The organism is Pseudomonas sp. TNT2022 ID1044 (assembly GCF_028656895.1).
Lineage (GTDB): Bacteria > Pseudomonadota > Gammaproteobacteria > Pseudomonadales > Pseudomonadaceae > Aquipseudomonas > Aquipseudomonas reinekei.
Window position 1 is genome coordinate 165281 of the sequence record NZ_JAMDHB010000013.1, and the last position, 20976, is coordinate 186256.

The window sequence follows — 20976 nt, forward strand, 5'->3', positions numbered from 1 at the left end:
TCCTTAGGCGGAGATAAACAGGCCGGTGATCTGGTAACCCATCAGCAGGAAACCGGCACTCATCATGGCGACGTTGGCGGTATAGGCGTGGCGCCAGAAACTGGCGGTGCGCCGCCAATACCCCATCAGAATGAGAATCGCACTAAGGGCCAGCAACTGGCCGATCTCGACGCCGACGTTGAACGCAAGCAAGTTGGGGATCAGCCCGTCGGGCGAGATCTCGTACTCCTGGATTTTGGTGGCCAGGCCGAAACCATGGAGCAGGCCGAAAATCAGCGTGGCCACTTTGGTATTGGGTTGGAAACCGAACCAGCGCTGGAACGCGCCCAAGTTATCGAGTGCCTTGTACACCACCGAAAAACCGATGATGGCGTCGATGATGTACGAGCTGATGCTGATCTCGGTCAGCACGCCCAGCAGCAACGTCACCGAGTGGCCTACCGCGAACAGTGTGACGTAGAGCCCCACATCCTTCAGGCGGTAAAGGAAGAAGATCACCCCGAACAGAAACAGCAGGTGATCGTAGCCCGTCATCATGTGCTTGGCGCCCATGTAGATGAAGGGCAGCAACATGACGCCGGAACTTTCCTGGATAAAGCCCTTGTCACCTTCCGCGACGGCGTGAGCCATCGCCTCGGGCATCCCGAGGAAAAGTGCAGCGACAAGTAAAAACAACAGCAGTAGCGGGCGGTGCGATGGCGCAGTGAATGCGCCCACGCCGCTCATCGAGTGCGAATGCATGGATAAATCCTACGTTGGAGGGATCAAAGGCCGCTGCGCGGCCATGGTCAGGATGCGAACGAAGGACGGGGTGGACGCTTGATCAAGAATATCGGCGGAGGGGGAACTGCATATTGCGGGGCATCAACCCGCACCGATAGCTTGGGTTGTTCGGCCAAAATCAACAGTGAAGTGAGCTGCGGTGTTTCGTGCTGATGGTCAGGGGTCAGCGGGGAGTGATAGTGATCCGAGCAGCTCGCACACGACATCTCAGTCAGCTCTTCATGAGAGTGATGGGCGTCTTGCGCAACCTCCCAAGCAGGCTGTTTCGACGTCACTGACAACGTATAGGTATGCCCGGCCCAGGCCACAAACATGGCGAGGACAAGCGCGAATACCACCGTTGTTGTCAGTGTTCTGCTGAACATCGTGATCGGGCTTCAACTCGTTTTTCAGGGCTTTGATGCGTTTGACCGCATCCCCTAAGGGGGGATAGGATGCCAGCGTAATTCATTAAGGCCCGAGGCTCAAGTCATGAGTGAAAACGAACACAGCCATCCCCACACTCACCAAAGTCACGAGGCGATCATCAAGCGTCTCAAACGGGCGGACGGCCATTTACGCGGCATCATCACCATGATTGAAGAGGGGCGTCAGTGCGTGGACATCGCTCAGCAGCTGCATGCGGTCGAAAAAGCCGTATGTCAAGCGAAGCGCACGCTCATCCAGGATCACATTGATCACTGTCTGGAGGACACAGTCTCAGCCTTGAACAATGGCGAGCGCGCACCGTTGGAAGCCTTCAAACAAATCACCAAGTACCTCTAGGTCTGACATGCCCAACTTTGCTGAACTGCTGCAACAGGGCAGTACACACGCCTGGCTGTATTTCCCGAGCGCTATCTTGCTCGGTGCCTTGCATGGCCTGGAACCGGGCCATTCAAAAACCATGATGGCCGCTTTCATCGTGGCCATTCGTGGTTCGGTTAAACAGGCCGTTTTGTTGGGTCTGGCCGCGACGCTGTCGCACACCGCCGTGGTGTGGTTGGTCGCCATCGGCGGCATGTACCTGGGCAAAGGTCTGGACGCTCAAACCACTGAGCCGTACTTCCAGCTTGCGTCCTCTGCACTGATCATCGTAGTTGCTCTTTGGATGCTGTGGCGTACCTGGCGCGGTGAGCAGATGTTCAAGTTCGAGCAAGGTGATGACCACCACCACGGTGAGCATGACCATGGCCATCATGATGAAACCCATCGAATCGATACCGGCCACGGGCGCATCGAACTGTCGATTTTTGAAGTAGGTATGCCACCGCATTGGCGCCTGAAAACATTGACCGGACACGCTTGGGCTACATCGGATGTTCGCCTAATGACGACTCGTCCGGACGGCAGCACTCAATCGTTCTCTTTCGTCGAGCGCGAAGGCTTTCTGGAGTCGGCAGTCGATATCCCGGAGCCTCATGAGTTCAGTGCGCGCTTGAGTCTTGGGCATGCGGGCCACTCCCATGATTACGATCTGGCGTTCCAGGAGCATGATCACGGGCACGCGCATTCCGAACTGGAAGGTCTGGAGTTGTCAATTGATGGCTATCAGGATGCGCATGAACGCGCACATGCCAACGATATCCGTAAGCGCTTCACGAATCGTGAGGTGACCACGGGCCAGATCGTCATGTTCGGTTTGACGGGTGGTTTGATTCCTTGTCCGGCTGCCATCACCGTTCTGTTGCTGTGTCTTCAGGTTAAAGAAGTCGCGCTGGGAGGCATACTCGTCCTGTGCTTCAGCATCGGCTTGGCGATCACCTTGGTGGCGGTGGGAGCTGCTGCGGCTATTGGTGCTAAACAGGCTTCCAACCGCTGGCCGTGGCTGGGCACCGTGGCTCGTCGTGCACCGTACCTGTCCAGCGTGTTGATAATCGGTGTTGGTCTGTACGTAGGCTTCCATGGTTGGATCGGCTTGAGCGCCCAAGGCGTCGTTTAAGTGTTCGAACTCGCCAGCTATTTTGGTCTATTTCTGGCGGCATTCGGTGCCGCCACGTTATTGCCCATGCAGTCTGAAGCTGTGTTGGTCGGGATGTTGCTCTCCAACCAATACGTTGCTTCTGCGCTATTGGCGGTCGCCACCTTCGGCAACGTTCTTGGCTCTGCGCTGAACTGGATTCTGGGTCGCTCTATCGAGCGATTTCGCTACAAGCGATGGTTCCCGGTGAGCGAGAGCAAGCTCGAAAAGGCCCAGCAGTCTTACCTGCGCTACGGGCGCTGGTCGTTGCTGCTGAGCTGGGTGCCCATCATTGGCGATCCGCTGACGGTCGTCGCCGGAGTCATGCGCGAGCCATTCTGGAGTTTCCTGCTGATCGTCACCATGGCCAAGGGCGTGCGTTATCTCTTGCTGACCGCCGTCACACTGGGGTGGACATGACGACTGCTCATACAACCCAGCATTCCTCACTCAAGAGCCGAAGCAGTAGCCTGGATCTGATCAAGTGGCTGGCGATGCTGACCATGGTCATCGATCACTTGCGGTTGGTGTGGCCGGAGATGAGCAATCTGTTCATTCTGGGGCGGCTTTCCTTTCCGCTGTTCTGTGTCGCCATTGCTGCCAACGTGGCGCGCTCCAAACCGGGCGAATTACTGACTGCCGCGAATGGACGCTACCTCGCCTTGATGCTGGTGTTCGCCGCCATTTCAGAAGTGCCTTATCGCTATATCAGCACCTCGGGATCATTCAACGTGTTGGTTACCCTGGCATTGGGGCTGGTGATTGCCTGGGGATGGCAACATCGCACCTTGTTGAGCAGCGCTATGGCCTTGATGGCTGCCGCGATTGCCTACGTGCTGGATGACCTGTTGATGTACGGGCTATACGGCGCGCTCGTTCCTGCGGCTGTCTTGTTAGCGATCAAGAGGCCCGGTGCTCTTTGGTTGCTGCCAGCAGTTCTATGCCTGTTGAGCAACACCCGCAGTAGCATCGTGACCAGGGCTATGGATCTTGAAATTTACTCATTGCTGGCCTTGAGCACTGCATTTGCCGCTCCGCTGATCGGACTCTGGCTGCTGCATCAGAAGTTCACCTTCAACGTCTGGCCGGTGCGGCAATGGGGCTACTGGTTTTATCCGGGACACCTTGCCGCTCTGCAAGCTCTACGGTTCTTAATCTGAATGGCAGAGAAAGGACTCTCCCCAAAAACGGTAAACGAGATGCACAGACGTTCATTACTCAATCTATTTTTGGCCGGTTTTGCCTTTGCTTTACCTTTGGGCTTACAAGCCGCACAAGTCCGAAATGTTCGGCTATGGAACACCGACGACAAGCTTCGGCTGGTGCTAGACCTAAGTGGTCCAGCACAGTACAAGACCTTCTCCCTGACGGCGCCGGATCGGTTGATTCTCGATCTGATGGGAACCAGCCTTGCCTTTGATTTGAGCAAACTGCAACTGGGTAACATGCCAATCCGCGCTATACGTTCAGGGCCTCAAGGTACAGGAACGCGGATTGTCCTGGACCTGATAGGTCCCGTGCAGTTGAATACCTTCATGCTGGCACCTGAACAGGCACAGGGGCATCGCTTAGTGCTGGATATTTCCAACTCGGCATCCCCGGCAATACAGCCGGCTGCACCGCAGGTTGTGCTTAATGATTCGGCTCATCCAAAGCGCGACATCATCGTCGTGGTAGACCCAGGGCATGGCGGTAAAGACCCTGGAGCAGTCGGGGCCAATGGCGAGCGGGAAAAAGATGTGGTGCTGTCAATTGCTCGGCAGTTGGCCAAACGGATCGAGCGGGAAAAGGGGTTTACCGTGCGACTCGTACGCGACAGCGATGTTTACGTACCGTTACGCAAGCGGGTGGAGATTGCTCGCCAACACAATGCCGATATCTTCATTTCCATACACGCGGACGCCGCGCCTCGGCGCACGGCCTCCGGAGCGTCGATCTATGCGCTATCGGAAGGTGGAGCCACGTCCACTACTGCGCGCTGGCTCGCGCAGAAGGAGAACGGCGCCGAGTTACTCGGTACGACCAAAAGCCTCGCACTCAAAGATAAGGACCCCATGCTGGCAGGAGTGATTCTCGACATGTCGATGAGCGCTACAGTCGCAACGAGCCTGGAACTGGGCCACTCCGTACTGAGAAGTTTGGCGGGCATCACCACTTTGCACCAGAAGCGTGTGGAGCAGGCGGGCTTTGCCGTACTTAAGTCGCCAGACGTACCGTCAATCCTGGTTGAAACTGGATTCATCTCTAACGCACAGGACTGCCAGCGGTTAGTCAGCGCACGCCATCAGCAAGCGTTGGCGAACTCTTTGTTTGATGGGCTACGGCAACACTTCAGCCGACGCCCTCCAGTGAACACTTATCTAGCTTGGCAGAAGGACCAGGAAAGATCCTAGTCTAGCTTTGTAGTTTCAGGGCGCTGAAAAGAAAAATGAGCAATGACCTCAAGTAGAGAAAAAAACAAACCAATAGTATTTGGTAGCGGCACTATTATCGGTGCCCTAGGTGGGCTGATTGGCTTGGGTGGCGCAGAGTTCAGGCTGCCACTACTCATCGGATTGTTTGGTTTCGGTGCGTTGGAGGCTGTCATTCTCAACAAGGCCATGAGCCTCGTGGTGGTAGCCACAGCTCTTCCATTTCGCGCATTCAGCGTTCCCTACTCTGCGGTCTTTGAACGGTGGGACATCATCGTCACGCTTCTGGCTGGAAGCCTTGCGGGTGCTTGGTTTGGAGCGGGATGGGCAACCAAGCTCAAGAGTAAAACCTTGTACCGCGTTTTGGCAGTGCTGCTCGTAGGCATCGCTGTTGCTTTGCTGTTCGGCCATGAGGCAAGCGCAACTGGGGTCGCCCTGCTTCAAGGCGAGACACTGGCTATAGTCGGGATCGTGGTTGGCTTCGGTATCGGAGTAGTTGCTGCATTGATGGGGGTTGCTGGCGGTGAGTTGTTAATACCCACAATCGTTCTACTATTCGGTGCTGACATCAAGCTCGCTGGCAGTCTTTCACTTGCTGTGAGCCTGCCCACAATGATTGTGGGTTTCACGCGATACAGCCGCGACCAGAGCTTTTCGATAATCCGCGCTCAACGGCCATTCATACTGGTCATGGCAGCGGGTTCCATCATAGGAACATTCATCGGCGGGCAATTACTAGGTCTGATCCCGACAACATATCTCCTCCCGTTGCTCGCCGCCATTCTCCTGATTTCCTCGGTAAAAGTATGGCGTCATAGTTGAACTTTGACTCGGCCGCTAAGGGAAAGGCACTCGCCCATGAACCGAATTTACTGGTCTGGCCAAAAACCTCAATTTAGTAGTACCTGAGCGCACGGCAACCTTGGGCCGCCCTTGTGGTTCGCACTTATGCGGCGGCAATTCTTCAATTTCACTCGCTCGCGGTAGAGGAGGCCACGCCAGCACATCCCTTAAGTAGGTATACGGATCATGGCTTAAAGGTGACGGGTGGATTCTTTGCTAGGATTATCGATAGTGCTCCAAGACAAAATCAGGATTCGCCATGCACGCCCGCCATGTACCAGTTTACCTTGTGCTGCTTGGTGTTCTGAACACGGTCTATGCAGGTTTCGATGAAGGTTTCTCGGCTTTTCAGCGAGGAGATTTCACCGCCGCTTTACGTGAATGGCGACCTTTAGCTGAACAGGGCAACGCTGCCGCACAATCCAACCTCGGAATGATGTACGTCCAGGGCAAAGGCGTGCCGCAGGACTTCAAGGAGGCCATCAAGTGGTATCGCCTCGCTGCCGAGCAGGGGGCAGCCCTCGCTCGATCCAACCTCGGAGTGCTATACGCCAATGGCTATGGGGTGCCGCAGAATCACGTGGTAGCTTATGCGCTCTTTAGCCTGGCGGCCGCGAGCGCTCCTGACAGCATTGCGTTAGAAGAGCGCGATAGGATTACCGCTTCAATGACGCCACAAGAGATTGAGGCCGCGCAGAAGCTGACGCAGGACATGTCTGGCAATCCCATCAAAGCCATAGATGCGTATCTTCACTGAAAAGGCGATGACCTATGGCCCGAAATATTGTGCCGATCATCATCCAGTTCGGCTCAATCGTATGCATAATTCCATTTCAAAGTTGATCAAGACACCCAGCAAGACCATCGCTGAGATTCATCAGCAATTGCTCGTAGTTGTTGGACAAGGGTTTTAGACCAAAGCCCAGCGCATCTAGTTCGGCAAAATGCACTGGCAGGCCATCGCTCAAGGTTTGCGCCAGACGTGGACGCATGGGTGGTTCGCTAAATATACAGGTAGGTCCAGCAGCCTTGAGGCGCTCTCGCATCTCTGCGACGTGGCGTGCACCAGGCGGGACCTCGGCGTTGATTGCGAAAACTCCAGTGTGCTGCAATCCGTAGGCCTCCTCAAAGTAGTCGAAAGCCTGGTGGAAGACGAAGAACGGTTTGCCTTCCAGCGGCTTGAGGCGCGCTTTTAGTTTGATATCGAGGGTTTTTAAGCGTTGCTCGAAGGCATCCAGATTTGCTTGGTAGCGAGCGGCATTGCCTGGATCGACAAGAGCCAGATCCGAAGCCATGTGTTTGGCGATCAACCGTGCATTCTCAGGTCTCAGCCAGAGGTGGGCATCCAGTGCACCGGGTCGATGAAGTTGGTCATGATTATCGACCTGCAATTCTGTTGCCTGCTCTTTTGCATCATGCCCCTCAGATTGATCTCCGACAGGCTCGTCGTCATGTCGATGCTCCTCGCCAAAATGCCTTAGGTGCAGCCCCTGCATGTCCTGCACAGCCACGCTCTTGCCCTTTCGGCCCTCAAGTACGGTAGGCAGAAAGCCCTCCAAGTCTGGCCCGATCCAGTAAACCAGGTCTGCTTCTTTTACCTGACGCAAGTCCGAAGGACGTAACGTGTAATGGTGAGGTGAAGCACCGGCTGGTAGTAACACATCAGGTGTCCCGACACCGTCCTGCACGGCCGCAGCAATGAGTTGCAGCGGTTTGATGCTGGTTAGAACACGGGGTTCGGCGAAGGCCGAGGCGGCCACCAACCAAGTCAGGGTCACGGCGGGCAAAAGGGAAGAGAGGCGAGGCAAGGCGGCATCACTCATTGATTTTTATAGTTACATAATAACATACCGATCAGCCTGCATGTTCAAGTCGATCCGTGAATTCTGGATTGAGCGATGGAGTGCATGTCTGCCGTTGCTTTGCAGCACGCAGTACTCCCACGGCAGTGCTTCGAGGAACCGGCCTGCTCCAGGCTGACTTTCAGGGCGAGCTGGTCTCTTCAGATTTTGGCGGCCAATCATGCAGTTTGCCTGGAGCAGTCTTAAAGCAGGTGTTGACGCGGTTACCTATTCGGCCAGCGACGATGTTGATCATCAATGACATATGGATGTTCATGATCGGTGCCGCTGTGTCCGTCCAGGTGAGTATGGTCATCCGACAGATTCTCATGGCTGTGCCTGATACTCTCTTGATCATGGGCCGGACGCCAGATCACGATGCTGACCGCCAATGCGCTACCTGCCACGACAACGAGCCCAACAAACGAGGCCGTGAGGCTGATGTTGGCACCCAGCCATCCCGCCAATGGGTAGGTAATCAACCAGCAGGCATGGGATAGCGCAAATTGGGCGGCAAACAACGCCGGGCGATCTTCGGCATGTGCAGAGCGACGCAACAGTCGACCGCTCGGAGTCTGGGCCAAGGAGTAGCCCACCCCAAGCACCATCCACAGCGGCAGCAGAAAGTTGTAGGTGGTCAGGTTGATGCCAACCGCTAAGCCTGCGACCAATATGCCTCCGCCAAACAGCATGGCCGTTCGGTCTTTGATGTTTTTCAACAATCGAGGCAAGACCAGGGCAGCGACCATCGAGCCGCCACCAAACGCAGCCAGCGCTAATGCCGTAGAACTCTGAGGCAGAGCGAAGCGCGACTGCACCAGCACTACGGTGTTGACGATGACCATTGCACTAGCAGCCGCTACCGTCAGATTGAGAGCCAGCAGCCCCCGCAAGCGAGGAGTGGCCAGGAATATGCGCAGGCCACGAGTGGTTCGTTCGTAGATGCTGCGTCGTGGCGTCGGTTTCGCCTTTGGCAGGAGTACTGTGGCCACCAAGGCCGCTGAGGCAAGGAACCCGATGACGGTGCCGGCGAACAGGTTATGGAAGCTGATCACGGTCAGCAACGCGGCGGCGAGCATTGGGCTGGCGACACTTTCAAGATCGTAGGCGAGACGTGATAGCGACAAGGCGCGGGTGTAATCGTCCTCATCCGGCAGTATGTCTGGAATGGTCGCCTGGAACGTCGGAGTGAACGCTGCCGAGGCGGACTGAAGGACGAAAATCAGCACATAGATTTGCCAGACTTCGGTCACGAACGGCAACGCCAGTGCAACCACGGCACGTATCAAATCCAGCGAGACCAGCATCGCTCGACGGGGTAGGCGTTCTGCAAAAGCGGCGGCAATCGGCGCCACGCCGATGTAGGCCGTCATTTTAATCGCCAAGGCTGTACCGAGGACGGCGCCCGCTTGGGCGCCCGCAAGATCGAATGCCAGTAGCCCCAGCGCGACGGTGGCGAGTCCAGTCCCTACGAGCGCGATTACTTGGGCGAGAAAGAGATGACGGTAGGTGCGGTTGGCTAGGATTTTCAGCATGAGAAATCTCACATGGAGAGGCGTGTGACCACTAGATTGTCGAGCATTTCTCGAAGAAAGAGAGCAACGAGTTTCTCGTTTATAGATGTTCTTATATCCTCCCTAGGGGGATATCACAACATCCTAAACTAGAGGCGGGGACAGCTCAAGAAATAGGCACTCAGCCTTTCATCGAATGTCAGGGAAACAGCGAGGAAGTTGCTTGCTCGATGAAGGCAATTGGCCATACTCTGCAAGGCGTGAGAGGTCTCACGAGTATAAAAACATGAGCATGGAGCAAGCCCTGATGAAACTGTCTGCCCTTTTGATCGCCGCTTTACTTTCGATTTCGTCCGCTGCTGCCTTCGCGCATAGTGGTGGTACTGATTCAAAAGGTTGCCATCGCAACCATAAAACGAACGACTACCACTGCCACTAAACGGCAAAAGCCCAGCGCTAGGCTGGGCTTCAGTGCGAGCTGGTCTCTTTACATTTGAGGAGGCCAGTTGTGCGATTCACCTTGGCATTCCTTGCACCAGGCATAAAGCGCGTCGTACAGGATCAGTCCATGCGAAAGCATTTCATGATCATCGGAATATCGCTGCGACAGCCCCAGTGAGATGGCGTACAGCCCAGCCGATTGTGGCGTCAGATCCAGACGAGAGGTATCTGCTCCCCGCACGATCTTCGCGAGCTGCTGCAAGGCGGGCTCATTGAGCTGGTACTTCTTCACAAACGCGTCGAAGCTGCACAACTCACCCTCATGGGTAAGCTCTACGCCCGGAATGTCGTAGGGTGTCGCATCTTTCTCAGCTGCAATCCGCAGCACATCACCGCTGGGTACGTACAAGAACTCGGCCTGTGGATCGATAAAGCGAGTGATCAGCCAAGGACAAGCAACCCGATCGATCTTGGGTCGTTCACGGGTAATCCACCTCATGGAACACCTCCTGCCTAGCTCAATAGGCTGGGTGGTCAGGCGAGCCCAATGCCCGCCAAAGATTGCTAATCAATTCATGCTTTCTAGCGCAGCAAATGCACAGCCAACCCGACGAGCGCGCAGGCCATCAGTACCTGAATGACGCCTCGCTTGAAGCGGAACAAGGCAATCGCCGCAGCAATCGCGATCAACGCGGAGGGCCAGTCCAGGTTACCGCTGAAGCCTTTCGGCCAAAGTACGTGATAGCCGAAGAAACACGCCAGATTGAGGATAACTCCCACCACCGCCGCCGTAATGGCGGTAAGGGGTGCCGTGAACTTGAGTTCGTTGTGGGTCGACTCCACCAGCGGGCCACCCGCGAGGATGAACAGGAACGATGGTAGAAAGGTGAACCAGGTCACTAGGGCGGCGGCCACAGCTCCCGCCAGAAATACTTGATCGGCACCGAATACTTGCAAGACATAGGCCCCGACAAAGCCGACGAAAGCCACCACCATGATCAGCGGCCCTGGCGTGGTTTCCCCCAGAGCCAGCCCGTCGATCATCTGCGTCGGGGTTAGCCAGCCATAGTGACCGACCGCGCCTTGGTAGACGTATGGGAGCACTGCGTAGGCTCCGCCAAAGGTCAGTAATGCCGCCTTGGTAAAGAACCAGCTCATCTGGGTCAAGGTTCCTTCCCAACCAAAGAGGGCGGTCAAAATCCCCATCGGCAAAGCCCATAGCACGGCGCCGATCAGTGCGAGCGATGCCAATTTCAACCAGCTGAACCGGGCATGTTCCGGGGACGGAGTGTCGTCATCGATCAAGGCTGGGCCGAAGGACTTTTTGGCGGCGCTATGCCCCCCAGCTCTGAACTTCTCGGGAGCCAGGCGACCTCCGACATAGCCGATTAACGCGGCCCCCAAGACGATCAGCGGGAACGGAACATTGAATGCAAAGATCGCGGTAAATGAAGCCGCCGCTATTGCCCACAGCCAATTGTTCTTCAATGCCCGAGAGCCGATTCTATGTGCCGCCTGCACCACGATGGCCGTTACGGCGGGTTTGATCCCATAGAAAAGTCCGGCCACCACGGGGACATCGCCAAAGGCGATATACATCCACGAAAGAGCGATCAGGATGAAAAGTGAGGGCAGTACAAACAAAGCACCCGCAATAACTCCGCCCCAGGTTCGATGCATTAGCCAGCCAATGTAGGTTGCTAACTGCTGAGCTTCAGGCCCAGGCAACAACATGCAGTAATTGAGGGCATGCAGGAATCTGCGCTCGGAAATCCAGCGTCGCCGTTCCACCAGCTCCTGGTGCATGATCGAGATCTGTCCGGCTGGCCCGCCGAAACTGATGAAGCCGAGCTTCAGCCAGAACCAGAACGCCTCACGCAGACTAATCGGTTCAGGCCTCGACATATCCTCTTCAACCTCTGGTGCCAAAACCTTACTCATTGGGTTGCTCCTCTTTCACGAACCCGGCGAGCAGGCCATCGAAGATGGCACTTGCAGCTGCCAGCAGATGGTCGTCATGGGTAATGGTTTCACGTAGCCCTGCCAGCACCCGTTCGATACCGGCAGCCTCCACCGGCTGGATACCTCCGATATCGAGGTAGTGCACCAATGCGGCGATACGGTTTAGGCCGGGCTCTTGAAGCTCAAAACTGGCTTGTAGGGTTTCGAAGGTGACGCGGTTACCAACATGGCTGAAGGTTGCGTCATCGAAATCAAAACCCAGGGCACCGACTGGACAGTCCTGTGGCGTGTTCAGCCAGAGGATCTGAGCTTGCGCGTCAATGAAGCGACGAATGAGCCAGGCACACGCCAGTCGGTCGACCCAGGGACGCTTGCGTGTTGCCCAGACGCGTCCCTGATAATCATCAACATAGAGTGTCGTTATTGTTTGGTTGCTGCTGTGTGGCTCATCCGGAGACAGGGCCCTGCTAACCGCTGTCTCTAGCTCCTGCAAAGCCAAATTAATTTGCTGCTTCGGCTTACCTGGAAAGTAATCGATGTTGACCAGTTGTTCGTAGGCTTTGCGCAGCTTGCGAATCTGCTTGGTGGTGGCCAGTGCGTTCTCAGCATTGAGCTGTGCACGGCATGCTTCGATCTCAGTGCGTAGCTTGGTGTAGTCCTCGCTACGGTCGAACAGCTCGACAAAGCGCTCACCGTGAGAATCGACGACGGGCAAGACGTAAGCGGTGCCGTTGATGGCCAGGATGTCGCGTTCGACAGACGCTAACGCTTCACGACAGACACCGGTATCAGGCAGCAGGTAAGCACCATCGCGCAAAACTGCCGCACCTGAAGCTTTCAAAGCGCGCCAAGCCCGCATGCGTTCGGTGGCATTAGCGGTGGGTAAGCCAAGAATCAGAGTCAGCCAATTTTTCATGTAGAGATAGCTATTTAATATGTAGTCAGTATTACATTACTCCTGATCTTGGCGTTTGGAAAGCCGCCCTATAGAGCTAGGGTTTTGGCGAGACCAACTGGAGAAGGGGTTGCGAAGGCAGGGTTAATAGGTGCTGTGCGTGTTGGCCTGTCAGTCAGGCTTTCAAGCTTCAGACGTTCGTGATGAGCGTCCGGTTTTGGCCGTTCTCTGCCGGTCATGGCCAAGAAGCGTACTGGTCGAATCCGATGCAAATGGCTGGTTAGGTCAAATGCAAAAGGGTGGTCCAGACTGTGCAATTACCCATGAATGACGCTCACAACCCGAAACAGATAACTATTGACCTTGCCATCGTGTCAACGTTGATGCTGTCGGTGCGGTGAAAAGAGACCGCTCAGCACGAGAGGAATAACCATGTTCGTCTTAGATGTATCAGGCATTGGTTGCGGCAGTTGCGTCAGCAAAATTACCAAAGCGATTCAGTCACTGGACAACGAAGCTACGGTTTCCGTGGATCGGTCAGCCGGTAAGGTGAGTGTTGAAAGCAGCGAAAGCCCAGAGCAGATTCGTAAAGCTGTCGAGGCGTTAGGTTTTCCTTCTCAGATCAGCGCTTGAATGCTGACACCTGCCCCTAGTCAGAGCCCCGTATGCAGGGGGCTCCCCTTGGTGAACCCTCAGGGAGTACCGAAGCAGCCGCGTCGGCCACAATTACCGCTCGCAAGCCCTTGCGCTACTAATCACCTCGCAGAGCTTTGAGCAAACCTTTGAATGCTCCATTCAACCGAGTAAAAGCGGCGTCGAAACGTATTCCATTTTCTGTGTATTTTGCGACCTCGACCTGCTGATCGACAGTATTTTGATCAATGGCAGGTTGAGCTGGTGTGCTGTAAAGCAACGCACCTCCGTAAATATCACCTGCTGATTCTTTTTCGGTAACGTGTTTTACATTTGTTGTTTTCAAATAAAACGGAGTAGCAGGAGTTTCTGTTGTCTGGCTTGCAAGCACAGTAGAAAAATCTAAGTCTCGGGCCTTGAAGTTCGGCGTATCAGCGTTTGCGATATTGTTACTCAGGATCTCAGCTCTTTGACTACGATAAATTAACGCTCTTTCTGCGAAGCCAAGCGCTTTCTCAAAATTAATACTCACGCTAAATCACCCTCAGTAGCGCTACTATTTCCCATGAACATCGAACACTTAAGTGTTGACGCGGTGCATCCAGGTTCAGATATGCAGTTCCAGTAAAGAAACTAAAAAAACATCTTCCCCTTGAAAGTTAACGGAAACTTACAAAGTCACGCACCTCAAACTGATACTCAGTAAATAGCGGTGTGACGCTGGAAGATCGAGACCTTACGGATTAAATAGCGTGTTCCTCAAGAGAAATATCGCAACCTGACACAACTGTAATATTCACCTAAGGTTCCTGACAGGGGATGAGTCTTATAGTCCTATTGAGCCTTAAGCTCACCCCTAAGAATCATCACTTGATGTGGATTCGGGGGTTACCAATACTCATCCGAGGAAATTCAAATGAACCCCATCAAAACTTTGTTCGTCATCGCAGCCCTGACCGTCTCTTCTTTGGCAATGGCTGAAGGCGGTGGTGACCGGGCGTTCGCACGTATGGAAGCGGCTAGGAATAATTCAATGGAATCGTATCAAGTAGCCCAAAAGCAAAGCACCCAACCTCCCATCGCAGAAAGCCAAGCCAAATCGACGGACCACAAGAATTGCTGAATAGCTTGCTGCGCTCCCAAGCTGACAGAAATGTAATCACTGTGGTGGTTCAAATGTGGCAATTTCTGAGCTCGCTTGCCGTAAGAACTCGTTTTTAGTGACGGCGAGCGAGCTCATTCGGGCTCATTACACCCCCCGAGAGAGTGCCTTCACCTGTTTGAGCAACTCATTGGTTGTTTCGCACGGCTTCCCTTTTGACTGATCGGACATAAACGGCATGCATTCCAAAACCTCTAGGCGGACATTCGTTAAAGGCCTGGCCGCTGGTGGCATTCTCGGCGGCCTGGGTCTGTGGCGCACTCCTGTATGGGCAGTGACCAGTCCTGGTCTGCCGAGCGTTCTCACCGGTAACGAATTTGATCTGTTTATTGGTGAAACCCCTGTAAACATAACTGGCTCGCCGCGCACAGCCATGACCATCAATGGTTCGTTGCCCGGACCTTTGCTGCGCTGGCGCGAAGGCGAGACGGTCACACTGCGTGTGAAAAATCGCCTAGACCAAGACACCTCCATTCATTGGCACGGGATCATTCTGCCCGCCAATATGGACGGTGTACCGGGTTTGAGTTTCCATGGCATCGCGCCCGATGGCATGTACGAGTACAAATTCAAGGTGCATCAGAACGGTACGTACTGGTACCACAGCCACTCTGGTTTGCAGGAGCAGGCAGGCGTTTACGGTCCAATCGTCATCGACTCGAAAGAGCCTGAACCTTTTCAATACAACCGCGATTATGTGGTGATGTTGACTGACTGGACCGATGAAGATCCTAGTCGCGTCATGGCCAAGCTCAAGAAGCAATCGGACTACTACAATCACCACAAACGTACCGTGGGCGACTTTATCGACGACGTCAGCAAGCAAGGTTGGTCTGCTGCCGTGGCCGACCGGAAGATGTGGGCTGAAATGAAAATGAACCCCACTGATCTCGCAGACGTCAGTGGGGATACTTACACCTATCTCATGAATGGCCAGGCGCCTAACGGTAACTGGACCGGTATTTTCAAGCCGGGCGAGAAGCTGCGCCTGCGCTTTATCAACGGCTCAGCTATGAGCTATTTCGACGTCCGCATCCCTGGTTTGAAAATGACCGTTGTGGCGGCTGACGGCCAACATGTCGAACCAGTCAGCGTCGATGAATTCCGCATCGCCGTGGCAGAAACGTATGACGTGATCGTAGAACCTGCCAGCGAAGAAGCTTACACAATCTTCGCCCAGTCCATGGATAGAACCGGTTATGCACGTGGAACCTTGGCAGTTCGCGAAGGATTAAAGGCACAGGTACCTGCGATCGATCCTCGGCCGCTTTTGACCATGGATGACATGGGTATGGGCGGTATGGCGGGCATGGACCATGGCAGCATGGCTGGTATGGGCGGCGGCGATATGAAACAAGGTGACATGTCAGGCATGGCGGGCATGGACCACAGCAAAATGGCGGGAATGGACCAAAGTGACATGACCGGGATGACCGGCATGGACAGCGGTGACATGACTAACATGGCCGGTATGGACCACAGCAAGATGGCGGGAATGGACAAAGGCGACATGTCCAACATGGCCGGCATGGACCACAGCAAGATGGCGGGAATGGACAAAGGCGACATGTCCAACATGGCTGGCATGGACCACAGCAAGATGGCAGGGATGGGCGGTATGGGTGGCGAAATGCAAACTCACCCAGCGTCCGAAACCAACAACCCGTTGGTTGACATGCAAGCCATGAACCCAACGCCCAAGCTAAACGATCCAGGCATCGGGTTACGAAACAATGGTCGTCGAGTGCTCACCTACTCAGACCTGAAAAGCACCTTCCAAGACCCTGACGGTCGCGAGCCCAATCGCACCATTGAGCTTCATCTGACCGGTCACATGGAGAAGTTTTCGTGGTCCTTCAACGGCATCAAATTCTCTGACGCCGAGCCGCTTCGTCTGAAGTATGGGGAGCGTCTGCGTATCACCCTGGTGAACGACACCATGATGACCCACCCCATCCACCTTCACGGCATGTGGAGCGACCTTGAAGATGAGAACGGCAAGTTCATGGTGCGCAAGCACACAATCGACATGCCACCAGGTACCAAGCGCAGCTATCGAGTCACCGCCGATGCCTTAGGTCGCTGGGCCTATCACTGCCACCTGCTTTTCCATATGGAAATGGGCATGTTCCGTGAAGTACGGGTTGATGAGTAAAGGAGACGATCTGTGAGCACATACCTAAATCGTAAATCGCTGGTCGGTTGCCTCTTTGCCGTCGGCTTGATGGGTGGACTCTCGTCCGTGGCGCTGGCAGTCGAAGATAGTAGTGTTCATTCACCTGCTACTCCTGCGGAAGCAACGAGCAAGCCTCCAACTGCGACAAACGAGTCAAAGCCCGATCACGGGTCAATGGATCACAGCAAGATGAGCCATGAGTCGATGGATCATGACCAAAAAACCAAAAAGGCAGATTGAGATCATGACCAGTAAGTTTTTACGCCCAACGTTGATAGCACTGGCAGTCTCTACCAGTCCTGCTTTCTTTGTCGTGGTTCACGCCGCTGAAGAGATGGATCACTCCAAGATGGACCACGGCTCAATCGGAGCTATGGACCATAGCAAGATGGGGGCTATGGATCACAGCAAGATGAGTATGGATGACGGGCAAATGGACGGAATGGAAAGTATGGATGGAGGGGCGACTACCACCAGTCGAACCCCAGTCCCCGTACTTACCGACGCTGACCGTGCAGCCGCCTTTCCAGATGTCGCTGGTCATGGTGTCCACGACAAAAAACTAAATTCCTTCATGCTGCTGGATAAATTTGAGTACCAGGATGCTGACAACGGTAGTGCATTGGCCTGGGATGCAAAAGGATGGATCGGCGGTGACGTTGACCGACTGTGGTTGCGCTCGGAAGGCGAACGTACCAATGGCGTAACGGAAAACGCTGAACTCTCAGCACTTTGGGGGCACTCCATCGGTCCATGGTGGGATGTCGTCACCGGCGTACGACAAGACTTCAAACCCGGGTCACCACAAACTTGGGGAGCGCTCGGTATTCAGGGCATGGCCCTCTATAACTTTGAAGCCGAAGCGACCGCCTACATCGGTGAGAACGGTCAAACCGCTGCTCGATTGGAAGGCGACTACGACATTCTGCTGACCAATCGCCTGATCTTGCAGCCGACGGCCGAAGCCAATTTTTACGGAAAAAATGATCCCCAGCGCGGCATTGGGTCTGGATTGGCAAACACCGAAGTAGGGCTCCGATTGCGTTATGAGATTGTTCGCCAATTTGCCCCTTACATTGGTGTTAGCTGGAGCCGCTCCTACGGCAATACGGCAGATCTGGCCAGCGATGAAGGAGAGGATGCCAACGAGGCCCGGTTTGTCGCCGGTATTCGGATGTGGTTTTGAGGGCCTGACATGAAAAGAACATTGAAAACATTGACTGCTGCCGGGGTGGTTGCCGCAATAACAGGTGCCGGCGTGGTTTATTTTGGTGTGATCAATGTTGGGGCGGATGAACCACATTCCGATCCCGTTTACGCGCTACTTTCCACCGCTCGGGATCGCTCGATCGAAGTGCGCTCACGCGACATTAAAGTCCCCGACCTGAGCGAAGAAGCTCTCATCCGCGCAGGTGCTGGCAACTACAACTCTATGTGCATCGGTTGCCATCTGGCTCCGGGTATTGCAGGAACCGAGTTAAGTAATAGCCTTTACCCTGCACCTCCGAATCTTTCAAAACTGGGCGTTGATGGAAACCCTGCCGCAGCTTTCTGGATCATCAAGCATGGAATCAAATCCACAGGCATGCCCGCTTGGGGTAAAAGCATGGCCGATCCCTACATATGGGGAATGGTCGCTTTTCTCCAGCAACTGCCTTCATTGGATGCAGAGCAATACAAAGCTCTAGCAACCAGCAGCGGTGGTCATCAACACGGTGGCGGTGAGAGCAAAATGCATAACCATGAAGGCCAGCATGAGGGCCAAAAAGGCGTTGTCGCGGGGCATCATGACGCGAGTGCAGCCGAAGAGATAGCCGAAGCAGGCGACCATCATGGCGAGAGAAACAGCGCTCATGCCCATGAGGCGGCCGCAGCGCCTTCTCAGGATGAAAGTACCGAACACGCCCATCCTCAGGTTGTGGAGGCTTCACATGACGCCCCTGAAACTCCGGCCACTCAGCCAAAAACTCATACCCACGCTGATGGGAAGGAACATACCCATGCGAAATAACTTTCTTCGTCCCGGTCGGGCACTTCGCCTCGCTGCATTTGCGGCTCTGTTTATCAGTTCAGCTGGTCATGCAGCAGAGTCGCTGACGATCGACGTCCATCGTGACGCTAACTGTGGATGCTGCAAGAAGTGGATCCAGCACCTTGAAGCTAACGGCTTCACCGTCGTTGATCATGTAGAAACCAACATGAGCGCGGTCAAGCAGGATCTCGGTGTTGCTCCACGACTCTCGTCCTGCCACACAGCAATGATCAATGGAAAGTTTGTTGAAGGTCACGTGCCCGCCGAGCAAATCATTGCGATGAGCAAACGTGACGACCTTCTCGGGATCGCCGTTCCTGGCATGCCGGCCGGCTCCCCAGGAATGGAAGTGGACGGGAAACATGACGCTTATAAGGTAATCGGCTTGTCCAAAGCAGGCACAGACCACGTCATTGCTGAATACCCCGGAAACTGATCTTCTAATCTTGTTCCTGCATGGTCAGGGTCATGGCAGTGCAGAGGACATAGCTCATTTTGAACGTAAAAAAGGCGCCACTAGGGCGCCTAAACCGCCTCCAAAACCAAAGGAGAAACAAGGAGGCGGGATGTATCTGGTGGTTGAGCAATACTTCACTGCGCGTTAGAAACCTTTCAACTGACAGAGATGATTTCATAAAATGGATAACTTCAGCCTGTCCTGAAAATTACTTCTACGTCAGCGGGCAGTAAGCTTGTTCGGACAAACGGAAAATTATGTTGCGCTTAAATAATTTGCATGGTCTAGCTTCCATGTGGGCAGTTGTCGGCCATAACCTTATATTCCACGGTGTTAAGCTTGCCGGTAGAGTCTTCGTAGGTCATGCGCGAAGGAGCAATACCACAGGTTTTATTGGCTTGTGTGACACTGACGACCTTCTGGATATCGAGGTTCATACCATATTCATAATGAACAATTTCAGGAGGTGTCTTACCATTTCTTGAGGCGTATTGTTCCATTGCCTGTTGGTTCTCTTGCATCATTCGACCATAAACGCGGTCACCGCCTCCCTCAGCCATGGCCAAAGCAGATAAGGTCAAAATAGTAGCGGCAAAAAATCCTTTCATTGCTGTCATTGCTTTCATAATTATCTCCAGAGCTCAATTATTTCTGAGTTAAAGAGTAACAAGTGAAAGCTTTCAGAAAGCTGCCGCGAATGTTACTAATGTGAAAGGTGGACCCTGCTCCGCGTCTACGCTTAGGAGCCAGATGGGATTTTTATTATCACCTGAGGTTGGCAGACGCTGACGGAATACAGATGCCCTCAAAAGCTTATTGGAACCGGTGGTCCCTCCCAATTCCTCGATACGCCGGTAGATCTGAGCAAGGCCTCCGCGTCGACTCCGGTTCTTGCCAAGCTTTCCAGATCCCACTCGAAGAAACTGGAAAAAACCAGGAAAACCTTGCTTGCTACCGCTGAGGTCAATCTTACCGTCGAGTAATTCACCGGGAGCTTCATCCTGATGAGTTCAGAGACAGTCCACACCAAAGTTCTTAGACGGAAATGCCATACTGACTCTTGATGAATCTTGATCTGTTGATAAGTAAGGGGAAACTTCTGCTTGCGCAGATCCAGTTCATGAGGTAACGAACTTGGGAGCAGCGATTGCAAATTCCGAATGTTAACTCTCTTCGGATCTTTCGTAACTTTGTATAGCTCATCTACGCCCGCTTCGATAAGGGCTGCATACGCGCCGTCTCTAGAGTCGACAGACTTCTCGGCCGTAACTGCAACTTTTTTAGGTGCACGGAGTTTTGCCATTAACCATGCGTTATCATTTTCTAGAATCCATTGCGTAGGTTTGTACGCTTTCTTCCAGAGGTACTCGACATCGGCGTCGGCACGTAGCGCTAAAAGCAACTCAATTTTTTGGCGATATCTAGTTTTTTGGTTAGGATGCGATTCTTCGCCTTTGGGAACTCGCGGAGAAATAGAGGCACTCAGCAGGATAGACTCATTCTTCAGAGCCTCTTCAAAATCATCTGCACTGGAAAACAAATGAAGAGCAATGATCAAATGCCGCGCGAGCGGCATATTTAGCTGACCTTTGTCTGATTTGAGCCGGATCCATTGCTCATGCTTCCCGGTGTTATAGGCTGGATCAATCTGCGACAAAAGCTCATCGCCGTAAGCGCTTTGGATGCTGTCGAATAGTTTTGCGATACCCGCATTTTTTCCGAAAATGAATCCGCGTTTCTTGCATTGGCGGACGTAGCACGAACTTAATACCGTACTGCCTATCGGAGGAATATTGCGTTGCAAGATATCGTGTGCGAACAGGGCGACTTTCTGTTCCAGATTTGAGCCCTTGTGAGTCGCTGCGCTGTCGGCGCTGATTGAAAACT

At 54.0% G+C, this 20976-nt stretch carries 23 protein-coding genes; 14 read left to right on the plus strand and 9 right to left on the minus strand.

Translation table 11 applies throughout. From position 1 onward, the window contains the following. Window positions 1-3: 3 nt before the first annotated feature. Entirely contained in the window at window positions 4-741 is a 738-nt protein-coding gene (locus M5G20_RS17860) for a HupE/UreJ family protein (protein ID WP_024078233.1), read from the minus strand. 513 nt (window positions 742-1254) lie between these two features. Between M5G20_RS17860 and M5G20_RS17865 the strand changes: the two genes are divergently transcribed. The 7 genes from M5G20_RS17865 to M5G20_RS17895 all read left to right on the plus strand — a co-directional run bounded on the left by M5G20_RS17865 (window position 1255) and on the right by M5G20_RS17895 (window position 6733). Next, complete coding sequence (locus M5G20_RS17865; RefSeq protein WP_024078235.1) at window positions 1255-1548, plus strand: metal-sensing transcriptional repressor; 294 nt, start codon at window positions 1255-1257, stop codon at window positions 1546-1548. Between the two features lie 7 nt (window positions 1549-1555). Continuing rightward, window positions 1556-2704 (plus strand): nickel/cobalt efflux protein RcnA, encoded by a 1149-nt coding sequence (locus tag M5G20_RS17870; RefSeq protein WP_273920171.1) that lies wholly within the window; start codon window positions 1556-1558, stop codon window positions 2702-2704. Then, window positions 2705-3142, plus strand: coding sequence for a YqaA family protein (locus M5G20_RS17875; RefSeq protein WP_024078237.1), 438 nt, complete (start codon window positions 2705-2707; stop codon window positions 3140-3142). Next, window positions 3139-3882, plus strand: coding sequence for a TraX family protein (locus M5G20_RS17880; RefSeq protein ID WP_273920172.1), 744 nt, complete (start codon window positions 3139-3141; stop codon window positions 3880-3882). Before M5G20_RS17875 ends, M5G20_RS17880 begins: the two co-directional genes overlap by 4 nt. Before the next feature lie 39 nt (window positions 3883-3921). Continuing rightward, window positions 3922-5115, plus strand: coding sequence for an N-acetylmuramoyl-L-alanine amidase (locus M5G20_RS17885; RefSeq protein ID WP_273920177.1), 1194 nt, complete (start codon window positions 3922-3924; stop codon window positions 5113-5115). A gap of 42 nt (window positions 5116-5157) precedes the next feature. Further along, window positions 5158-5955 carry a sulfite exporter TauE/SafE family protein gene (locus tag M5G20_RS17890; protein ID WP_019821372.1) on the plus strand — a complete coding sequence of 266 codons (798 nt, stop codon included), beginning with the start codon at window positions 5158-5160 and terminating at the stop codon, window positions 5953-5955. 280 nt (window positions 5956-6235) lie between these two features. Next, window positions 6236-6733 carry a tetratricopeptide repeat protein gene (locus tag M5G20_RS17895; RefSeq protein ID WP_019821370.1) on the plus strand — a complete coding sequence of 166 codons (498 nt, stop codon included), beginning with the start codon at window positions 6236-6238 and terminating at the stop codon, window positions 6731-6733. Between the two features lie 76 nt (window positions 6734-6809). Here the strand turns inward: M5G20_RS17895 and znuA are convergent, their stop codons facing one another. Continuing rightward, on the minus strand, window positions 6810-7799 hold the full coding sequence (znuA, locus tag M5G20_RS17900; protein ID WP_019821367.1) for a zinc ABC transporter substrate-binding protein ZnuA: 990 nt from the start codon (window positions 7797-7799) through the stop codon (window positions 6810-6812). Window positions 7800-8041: 242 nt separating this feature from the next. Beyond that, window positions 8042-9352, minus strand: a complete 1311-nt coding sequence (locus M5G20_RS17905; protein ID WP_019821365.1) for an MFS transporter — start codon at window positions 9350-9352, stop codon at window positions 8042-8044. A 286-nt stretch (window positions 9353-9638) separates the two neighbouring features. On the opposite strand from M5G20_RS17905, the gene M5G20_RS17910 reads away from it, so the two are divergent. Then, window positions 9639-9770 carry a YHYH domain-containing protein gene (locus M5G20_RS17910; protein ID WP_094030665.1) on the plus strand — a complete coding sequence of 44 codons (132 nt, stop codon included), beginning with the start codon at window positions 9639-9641 and terminating at the stop codon, window positions 9768-9770. Between the two features lie 48 nt (window positions 9771-9818). On the opposite strand, the gene M5G20_RS17915 is transcribed toward M5G20_RS17910, so the two are convergent. The 3 genes from M5G20_RS17915 to M5G20_RS17925 all read right to left on the minus strand — a co-directional run bounded on the left by M5G20_RS17915 (window position 9819) and on the right by M5G20_RS17925 (window position 12650). Then, window positions 9819-10271 (minus strand): chromate resistance protein ChrB domain-containing protein, encoded by a 453-nt coding sequence (locus tag M5G20_RS17915; protein WP_019821364.1) that lies wholly within the window; start codon window positions 10269-10271, stop codon window positions 9819-9821. Between the two features lie 83 nt (window positions 10272-10354). Continuing rightward, window positions 10355-11713, minus strand: coding sequence for a chromate efflux transporter (gene chrA / locus M5G20_RS17920; RefSeq protein WP_273920173.1), 1359 nt, complete (start codon window positions 11711-11713; stop codon window positions 10355-10357). Next, window positions 11706-12650, minus strand: a complete 945-nt coding sequence (locus tag M5G20_RS17925; protein ID WP_024078242.1) for a chromate resistance protein ChrB domain-containing protein — start codon at window positions 12648-12650, stop codon at window positions 11706-11708. The genes chrA and M5G20_RS17925 overlap by 8 nt, the downstream gene beginning before the upstream one ends. A gap of 411 nt (window positions 12651-13061) precedes the next feature. Between M5G20_RS17925 and M5G20_RS17930 the strand changes: the two genes are divergently transcribed. Beyond that, on the plus strand, window positions 13062-13262 hold the full coding sequence (locus M5G20_RS17930) for a heavy-metal-associated domain-containing protein (protein WP_019821359.1): 201 nt from the start codon (window positions 13062-13064) through the stop codon (window positions 13260-13262). A gap of 118 nt (window positions 13263-13380) precedes the next feature. Here the strand turns inward: M5G20_RS17930 and flgB are convergent, their stop codons facing one another. After that, window positions 13381-13794 (minus strand): flagellar basal body rod protein FlgB, encoded by a 414-nt coding sequence (gene flgB, locus M5G20_RS17935; RefSeq protein WP_019821357.1) that lies wholly within the window; start codon window positions 13792-13794, stop codon window positions 13381-13383. Window positions 13795-14178: 384 nt separating this feature from the next. On the opposite strand from flgB, the gene M5G20_RS17940 reads away from it, so the two are divergent. The 5 genes from M5G20_RS17940 (at window position 14179) to M5G20_RS17960 (ending at window position 19068) form a co-directional block, all read left to right on the plus strand. Further along, window positions 14179-14385 carry a co-regulatory protein PtrA N-terminal domain-containing protein gene (locus M5G20_RS17940; protein WP_019821356.1) on the plus strand — a complete coding sequence of 69 codons (207 nt, stop codon included), beginning with the start codon at window positions 14179-14181 and terminating at the stop codon, window positions 14383-14385. Between the two features lie 217 nt (window positions 14386-14602). Next, on the plus strand, window positions 14603-16579 hold the full coding sequence (locus M5G20_RS17945; protein WP_024078243.1) for a copper resistance system multicopper oxidase: 1977 nt from the start codon (window positions 14603-14605) through the stop codon (window positions 16577-16579). Window positions 16580-16811: 232 nt separating this feature from the next. After that, entirely contained in the window at window positions 16812-17786 is a 975-nt protein-coding gene (locus M5G20_RS17950) for a copper resistance protein B (protein ID WP_019821351.1), read from the plus strand. A 9-nt stretch (window positions 17787-17795) separates the two neighbouring features. Then, window positions 17796-18611, plus strand: coding sequence for a c-type cytochrome (locus M5G20_RS17955; protein WP_024078244.1), 816 nt, complete (start codon window positions 17796-17798; stop codon window positions 18609-18611). Next, a complete protein-coding gene (locus M5G20_RS17960) occupies window positions 18601-19068 on the plus strand; it encodes a DUF411 domain-containing protein (RefSeq protein ID WP_024078245.1) in 468 nt (155 codons plus the stop codon). The genes M5G20_RS17955 and M5G20_RS17960 overlap by 11 nt, the downstream gene beginning before the upstream one ends. A gap of 305 nt (window positions 19069-19373) precedes the next feature. Here M5G20_RS17960 and M5G20_RS17965 read toward each other — a convergent pair whose 3' ends face one another. Together M5G20_RS17965 and M5G20_RS17970 are read right to left on the minus strand one after the other, a co-directional pair. After that, complete coding sequence (locus tag M5G20_RS17965) at window positions 19374-19706, minus strand: DUF2790 domain-containing protein (protein WP_032874284.1); 333 nt, start codon at window positions 19704-19706, stop codon at window positions 19374-19376. A gap of 188 nt (window positions 19707-19894) precedes the next feature. Then, window positions 19895-20976, minus strand: a 1082-nt coding sequence (locus tag M5G20_RS17970; protein ID WP_273920174.1) for a transposase, incomplete at its 5' end; no start/stop codon positions are given.

What these genes read in the sequence shown, in the direction of transcription:
- M5G20_RS17860 (WP_024078233.1), bottom strand. Translation starts at nt 741, where the DNA reads ATGCATTCGCACTCGATGAGCGGCGTGGGCGCATTCACTGCGCCATCG.
- M5G20_RS17865 (WP_024078235.1), top strand. Translation starts at nt 1,255, where the DNA reads ATGAGTGAAAACGAACACAGCCATCCCCACACTCACCAAAGTCACGAG.
- M5G20_RS17870 (WP_273920171.1), top strand. Translation starts at nt 1,556, where the DNA reads ATGCCCAACTTTGCTGAACTGCTGCAACAGGGCAGTACACACGCCTGG.
- M5G20_RS17880 (WP_273920172.1), top strand. Translation starts at nt 3,139, where the DNA reads ATGACGACTGCTCATACAACCCAGCATTCCTCACTCAAGAGCCGAAGC.
- M5G20_RS17885 (WP_273920177.1), top strand. Translation starts at nt 3,922, where the DNA reads ATGCACAGACGTTCATTACTCAATCTATTTTTGGCCGGTTTTGCCTTT.
- M5G20_RS17890 (WP_019821372.1), top strand. Translation starts at nt 5,158, where the DNA reads ATGACCTCAAGTAGAGAAAAAAACAAACCAATAGTATTTGGTAGCGGC.
- M5G20_RS17895 (WP_019821370.1), top strand. Translation starts at nt 6,236, where the DNA reads ATGCACGCCCGCCATGTACCAGTTTACCTTGTGCTGCTTGGTGTTCTG.
- znuA (WP_019821367.1), bottom strand. Translation starts at nt 7,799, where the DNA reads ATGAGTGATGCCGCCTTGCCTCGCCTCTCTTCCCTTTTGCCCGCCGTG.
- M5G20_RS17905 (WP_019821365.1), bottom strand. Translation starts at nt 9,352, where the DNA reads ATGCTGAAAATCCTAGCCAACCGCACCTACCGTCATCTCTTTCTCGCC.
- M5G20_RS17910 (WP_094030665.1), top strand. Translation starts at nt 9,639, where the DNA reads ATGAAACTGTCTGCCCTTTTGATCGCCGCTTTACTTTCGATTTCGTCC.
- M5G20_RS17915 (WP_019821364.1), bottom strand. Translation starts at nt 10,271, where the DNA reads ATGAGGTGGATTACCCGTGAACGACCCAAGATCGATCGGGTTGCTTGT.
- chrA (WP_273920173.1), bottom strand. Translation starts at nt 11,713, where the DNA reads ATGAGTAAGGTTTTGGCACCAGAGGTTGAAGAGGATATGTCGAGGCCT.
- M5G20_RS17925 (WP_024078242.1), bottom strand. Translation starts at nt 12,650, where the DNA reads ATGAAAAATTGGCTGACTCTGATTCTTGGCTTACCCACCGCTAATGCC.
- M5G20_RS17930 (WP_019821359.1), top strand. Translation starts at nt 13,062, where the DNA reads ATGTTCGTCTTAGATGTATCAGGCATTGGTTGCGGCAGTTGCGTCAGC.
- M5G20_RS17940 (WP_019821356.1), top strand. Translation starts at nt 14,179, where the DNA reads ATGAACCCCATCAAAACTTTGTTCGTCATCGCAGCCCTGACCGTCTCT.
- M5G20_RS17945 (WP_024078243.1), top strand. Translation starts at nt 14,603, where the DNA reads ATGCATTCCAAAACCTCTAGGCGGACATTCGTTAAAGGCCTGGCCGCT.
- M5G20_RS17950 (WP_019821351.1), top strand. Translation starts at nt 16,812, where the DNA reads ATGACCAAAAAACCAAAAAGGCAGATTGAGATCATGACCAGTAAGTTT.
- M5G20_RS17955 (WP_024078244.1), top strand. Translation starts at nt 17,796, where the DNA reads ATGAAAAGAACATTGAAAACATTGACTGCTGCCGGGGTGGTTGCCGCA.
- M5G20_RS17960 (WP_024078245.1), top strand. Translation starts at nt 18,601, where the DNA reads ATGCGAAATAACTTTCTTCGTCCCGGTCGGGCACTTCGCCTCGCTGCA.
- M5G20_RS17965 (WP_032874284.1), bottom strand. Translation starts at nt 19,706, where the DNA reads ATGACAGCAATGAAAGGATTTTTTGCCGCTACTATTTTGACCTTATCT.